The 4664-nt window shown below is 57.5% G+C and carries 2 protein-coding genes and 3 pseudogenes; 2 read left to right on the top strand and 3 right to left on the bottom strand.

What is annotated here, in order from left to right; genetic code table 11:
- The 3 genes and pseudogenes from MAXJ12_RS39560 to MAXJ12_RS34005 form a co-directional block, all read right to left on the bottom strand.
- Positions 1 to 173 (bottom strand): annotated as a pseudogene (locus tag MAXJ12_RS39560) (IS110 family transposase); the annotation flags it as partial.
- A 13-nt stretch (positions 174 to 186) separates the two neighbouring features.
- Complete coding sequence (locus tag MAXJ12_RS34010; protein WP_139044190.1) at positions 187 to 1167, bottom strand: D-2-hydroxyacid dehydrogenase; 981 nt, start codon at positions 1165 to 1167, stop codon at positions 187 to 189.
- Positions 1168 to 1749: 582 nt separating this feature from the next.
- On the bottom strand, positions 1750 to 3105 hold the full coding sequence (locus MAXJ12_RS34005; protein ID WP_040589740.1) for an LLM class flavin-dependent oxidoreductase: 1356 nt from the start codon (positions 3103 to 3105) through the stop codon (positions 1750 to 1752).
- A gap of 460 nt (positions 3106 to 3565) precedes the next feature.
- On the opposite strand from MAXJ12_RS34005, the pseudogene MAXJ12_RS36455 reads away from it, so the two are divergent.
- Both MAXJ12_RS36455 and MAXJ12_RS34000 read left to right on the top strand, forming a co-directional pair.
- A pseudogene (locus tag MAXJ12_RS36455) lies at positions 3566 to 4140 on the top strand (IS701 family transposase); the annotation flags it as partial.
- A pseudogene (locus tag MAXJ12_RS34000) lies at positions 4141 to 4499 on the top strand (CoA-transferase); the annotation flags it as partial. It lies immediately after the preceding pseudogene.
- Positions 4500 to 4664: the final 165 nt, after the last annotated feature.

Here is a 4664-nt window from a genome sequence, read left to right as displayed (position 1 = left end):
CCTCGCCTCGTCGGGCCGATAACCGTCTCAAGCATGTCGTGGCCTTGGATGAGTTCGCGTATGGGCGCCTCGAAGCGGCCCCGGCTCACCTCGCCAACCTTGAGCCCGTAACCGCGTAGGATTCCGCGGATGCTGAGCTCGACGTCGAGCAGCTTGGCTTGCAACAGCTTTCTACGACGGGTCCAGTCAGTAGCCCCGCTTCACGTCAACTACATTCCGCAGTGGCTTGTTCTCGAGGAAACGCCGCAAGTTGTCGCTGAAAATATCAAATACTCGGGCGTTGTAGTCGTTTGACCAACCGGCGACATGAGGGGTCATGATGAGGTTGGGCATGGTCCAGAGAGGACTGTCAACTGAGAGTGGTTCTCGCTCAAACACGTCGAGGAGGGCTCCGGCGATGATGCCTGCCTGGAGGGCCTCAATGAGCTCACTTTCCGCAACCACCGCGCCACGGGCAACGTTGATCAGGAACGCGGTGCGGCGCATCAGCCGAAGCTGCTCTCGACCAATGAGACGCTCGGTTTCCGGAACGTGGGGAACGGCGAGCACGACGAAGTCTGAAAGCTCCAAGAGCTCGGCGAGACCATTCGGCGGGAAGACCCTGTCGACACCTGGGATCGGCTCGGTCACATCCCGTTTCGAGCCTATCACCGTCATCCCGGCGCTTTTGCCGCGGCGCGCGATGGCGGCACCGATCGACCCGAGCCCGACCACCCCAAGCGTCAGCTCCGCTAGCGGTGCGACGCTTCGGCCATGCCATTCCTTGCGAGACTGTTCTCGCATAAATCGTGGGAAGTCCCAATGCAGCATTGACATGCCACCGATTACGAAATCGGCAATTAATTCGCCGTGGATACCGCGAACATTGGTGATGATGAGGTCGTTCATTCGGTCACGGATCGGCAAGATCGAGTCCACGCCCGCGTTGGTACACTGGAACCAGCGCAGTCGACGGGTCTTGTCAAAGAACTCGACAGGGAAGTCGGGCGCGAGGAGAACGTCGGCCTTCGCCACGTGGCGGTGGAGCGATCCCGCATCCTTGGCGCACAAGACGCGCAGCTGGGGAAACTGCTTCCGGAGTGACACCGAGTAATCATCGGCGGCGGAATCTCGAAGAAGGACGGTAACGGCATCGTCAACCGAAAGCGTAGAAGATTTCACGACCATCTCCATGTTACCCATTACAAAACAGCGGCGACCGGGGAGACCGGCTACAGAATACACGAACGCTAAGCAATACATGTAGCCCAGTTTTGGCCGAGGATAGCGACCCTGCCTTCGTACCCGCTTCTTCCGACCATATCCGGTTAGGTCGCGCAATCAGAGCCTTCGGCATTCAGCACGCGCTTTACAGCGTCGAAGTGCATTGGAACCTCTGGGTCAATCTCGTTACTCGATCTTCTAGCAGGGCTCGCATCTTGCATTGCACTGCCTCCGAGATCATCCGGCGTTTTTTTATTGTTGACATTTAAAAGTTTCGGCGTCCTACCAAACCGTTTTCATAACCTTCTTTTCCCAGTGGTCACACGCGATGGAAGCCCTAGCACCGGCACCCCTCGTAAATCGCACTCGAACAGGCGGATAAAACCGAGTAGCCCGTTCGTCTGGGGCACACCGTCTTCGAAATGGCGCACTGCTCCGTCGGCTTCCTCCGCCGTGCGATTGGCTAGCGCGATGAGTAGGCTCCAGTCGCCGAAGGCTTGCAATCAAAACCCACAGCCGAACCCCACTCAACGGCTTCGGCAGTTTTCACGGACGAATGCTTAGAACAGCCTGCGTGAACCGATTGAGTGGCCGCTTGAGACCGAGGTTCTCTCTCAGGGTTTTTCCGGAGTATTTGGACCTGAATTTTCCTCGTTGGCGCAATTCGGGCACGACGAGCTCAACAAAATCCTTGAGTCCGCTAGGAGCGGTCGCCGGCAATACATTGAATCCGTCAGCCGCATGTTGATCAAACACGTCGACCATGGTGTTGGCAATTTCGTCCGGCGTTCCAACAACCAGCAGATGACCGCAGCTGTCTGATATTACGCGGATTAGTTGTCTCCAGGTGAACTTCTGGCGCGCGGCCAAGTCGAGGAGCAGTTTCTGACGGCTCTGGATGAAATTCGTCTGCGGCAAAGCCTCAGGGACCAATGAATCAAGATTCATTGAACGCAGATCGGTAGCAGACCCCAGCCAAAGATCGGCCGTCCTCATCAGAACGTCAATGTGCGTATGCGATTGTAGTCTTCGAAGCTTCTCAGACGCTTCTTGCTTGGTCCTCCCAACGATCGGGATAATGCCCGGCATGACAAGCACCTGATCGTCGTCCCGTCCAACTGCGCGCGCTTTCTGCTTGAGAGTTCTGTAGTATTGTTTGCCATTCTCTAAAGACGGTTCGGCGGTGAACACGACCTCGCCCACTTCTGCAGCGAACGCAATTCCGGCATCGGATGCGCCAGCCTGAACCAACACAGGATAACCTTGCGGAGGCCTGCCGATGTTCAGTGGGCCTCTGACTGAAAAGTGGTTCCCTCCGTGGTTAAGCAAATGCAACTTCGCAGTATCGGCATAAATACCACTTTGCTTGTCGCGAATGAAAGCGTCATCCTGCCACGTGTCCCAAAGACCTTTGGCAACTTCTACGAATTCCCTCGCTCGAGCGTAGCGCGCGTCATGATCTGGAAGTTCCTTTTCACCAAAATTTTGGGCTTCGAAATTACTTGCCGAGGTAACAATGTTCCAGGCCGCGCGTCCCCGGGATAAGTGGTCAAGTGATGCGAACATGCGTGCGAGATGATACGGTTGGTAGTACGTCGTCGTCGCCGTCGCGACAAGGCCGATATCCTGTGTCCTCGATGAAAGCGCCGACAAAAGCGTAATTGGCTCGAATTCATCGTTACCGCTTACACGAGCAATGGCTGCATGATCACCTATTATGCCTTGATGATCGGCGAGAAATACGAAATGAAACGCCGCACTTTCGGCGAGTGCTGCCAAATGAGCATATTGATCGATATCAACCCTGGCATCCGCTGGCGCGCTCGGATCGCGCCATGCACCTCCGTGATATCCCGCCGGAGCGAGATACAGTCCGAGTTTCATTTCATCGTTGCGTCGCATACCGCAGCTCCGTTCAATTGGGCGATCCTCACCGAAATGGCTCCACTCCCTTAACTGAGAAGCGACCACCACGAACCTACTACGTGTGGTAGTATCCTGAGTATCAGAGCTCCTCTGTTCGCTGCGATGTAGGCGCCGCGATTCACAAAACTCCAACGCCTCTCACTGTTTTGATGAGCCGTTCCCGAGCTGCGGGAATCGGGAACGGAAAGCGCCGGGAGCACAGCAGATTTTGCTGCCAAGCAAATCCGGCTCGGCGAAATGGTTCAGGATAAGCGTGAAAGCTGAGGCCGTTCAGCTCAGGTAGTTCTAGGGCATGAGGCATCGAGTCCGCTTTTGGGCCAACCATTGGCGATGCATTCGAGGGTTTGAGGGAGCCAGGCGTGCGGACCGACTTAGCCCTTTCGCATTTAGGTTGACTTGTAGCCTGCGTTTTCGATGTAGCTCTGAGGGTTCTTCGGTGATTCATGGGAGGTCGGCTTTTGGAGAGGCCGGCCATGGATGGGAACTGGCAAGTTGATCTGGAGCGCTGGCTAATCCCGTTTCTTGGGACGCTGCGGCACAAGTCGAGAGCACGGACGTGCCCGGCGTATATCGCGGGATTGATCGGCCCTGGCGATCGTAAGAGCATTCAACTGATGGCGGCACGTGCTGGCGACGTCAGCTACCTGCACCATTTCGTTGCGAGCGGCGTCTGGAACGCCGCGCCGTTGGAAGCGGCGCTGCTCGCGGAGGCCGACGGACAAGTTGGCGGGAACGATGCTTGGCTGTCTTCGATGACAGCGCGCTGCCTAAGAAGGGGGGCCACTCGGTCGGCTTGGTGCCGCAAGATGCCTCGGCGCTTGGCAAGATCGCCAACTGCCAGACGCTCGTGTTGCTGACGCTGGCCTCTGGCGAAGTGCCGGTCATGGTAGGGTTGCGGCTATTCCTGCCCGAGAGCTGGACTTTCGACCGTGCCCAGCTCGATCGTGCGGTGTGCCTGATGACCATCGTGCCTACAGGACCAAGCCCGAGATCGCGCTGGCCGAGATCGACATCCGCGGCGGCAAGATCGCCATGGCGATCCTCGGGGCGACAGAGGTGGCAGAGAACGGCAACCTCACCAACTGGATGATTCCGGGCAAGCTCGTCAAGGGAATGTGTGGTGCGATGGATCTCGTCGCCCGCGTGAAACGGGTGGTTGTGGTTATATGGACCACACCAAAAGGCCGGCGATTCGAAGATCCTGAAGGCTTGCACCCTGCCGGTGACCGGGCCAGCGCGTGGTCGATCGGATCATCACAAATCTTGGCGTGCTCGACGTCGTTGACGGCGGGCTCAAGGTGGTGGAACTCGCCGAAGGAGTGACCGGCGCCGAACTGCGTGGGGCCACTGAAGCAACGATCGTCAACTGAGCTTGATGCGTCCGCCAGGGCTCAGTTCTAAAAACAGAGGAAGCCATCGTGAGCAAGACTTCAATCGTCGTCGCCAGCGCCGCCCGCACGCCCGTGGGGTCTTTCAACGGCAGCTTCGCCGCCACGCCGGCGCATGATCGCGGTGTTGCGAGATCCGGCTTGGAA

This window comes from Mesorhizobium alhagi CCNWXJ12-2 (genome assembly GCF_000236565.1).
Lineage (GTDB): Bacteria > Pseudomonadota > Alphaproteobacteria > Rhizobiales > Rhizobiaceae > Allomesorhizobium > Allomesorhizobium alhagi.
This window is presented reverse-complemented; position numbering and strand designations above follow the sequence as displayed.

What these genes read in the sequence shown, in the direction of transcription:
- MAXJ12_RS34010 (WP_139044190.1), bottom strand. Translation starts at nt 1,167, where the DNA reads ATGGTCGTGAAATCTTCTACGCTTTCGGTTGACGATGCCGTTACCGTC.
- MAXJ12_RS34005 (WP_040589740.1), bottom strand. Translation starts at nt 3,105, where the DNA reads ATGCGACGCAACGATGAAATGAAACTCGGACTGTATCTCGCTCCGGCG.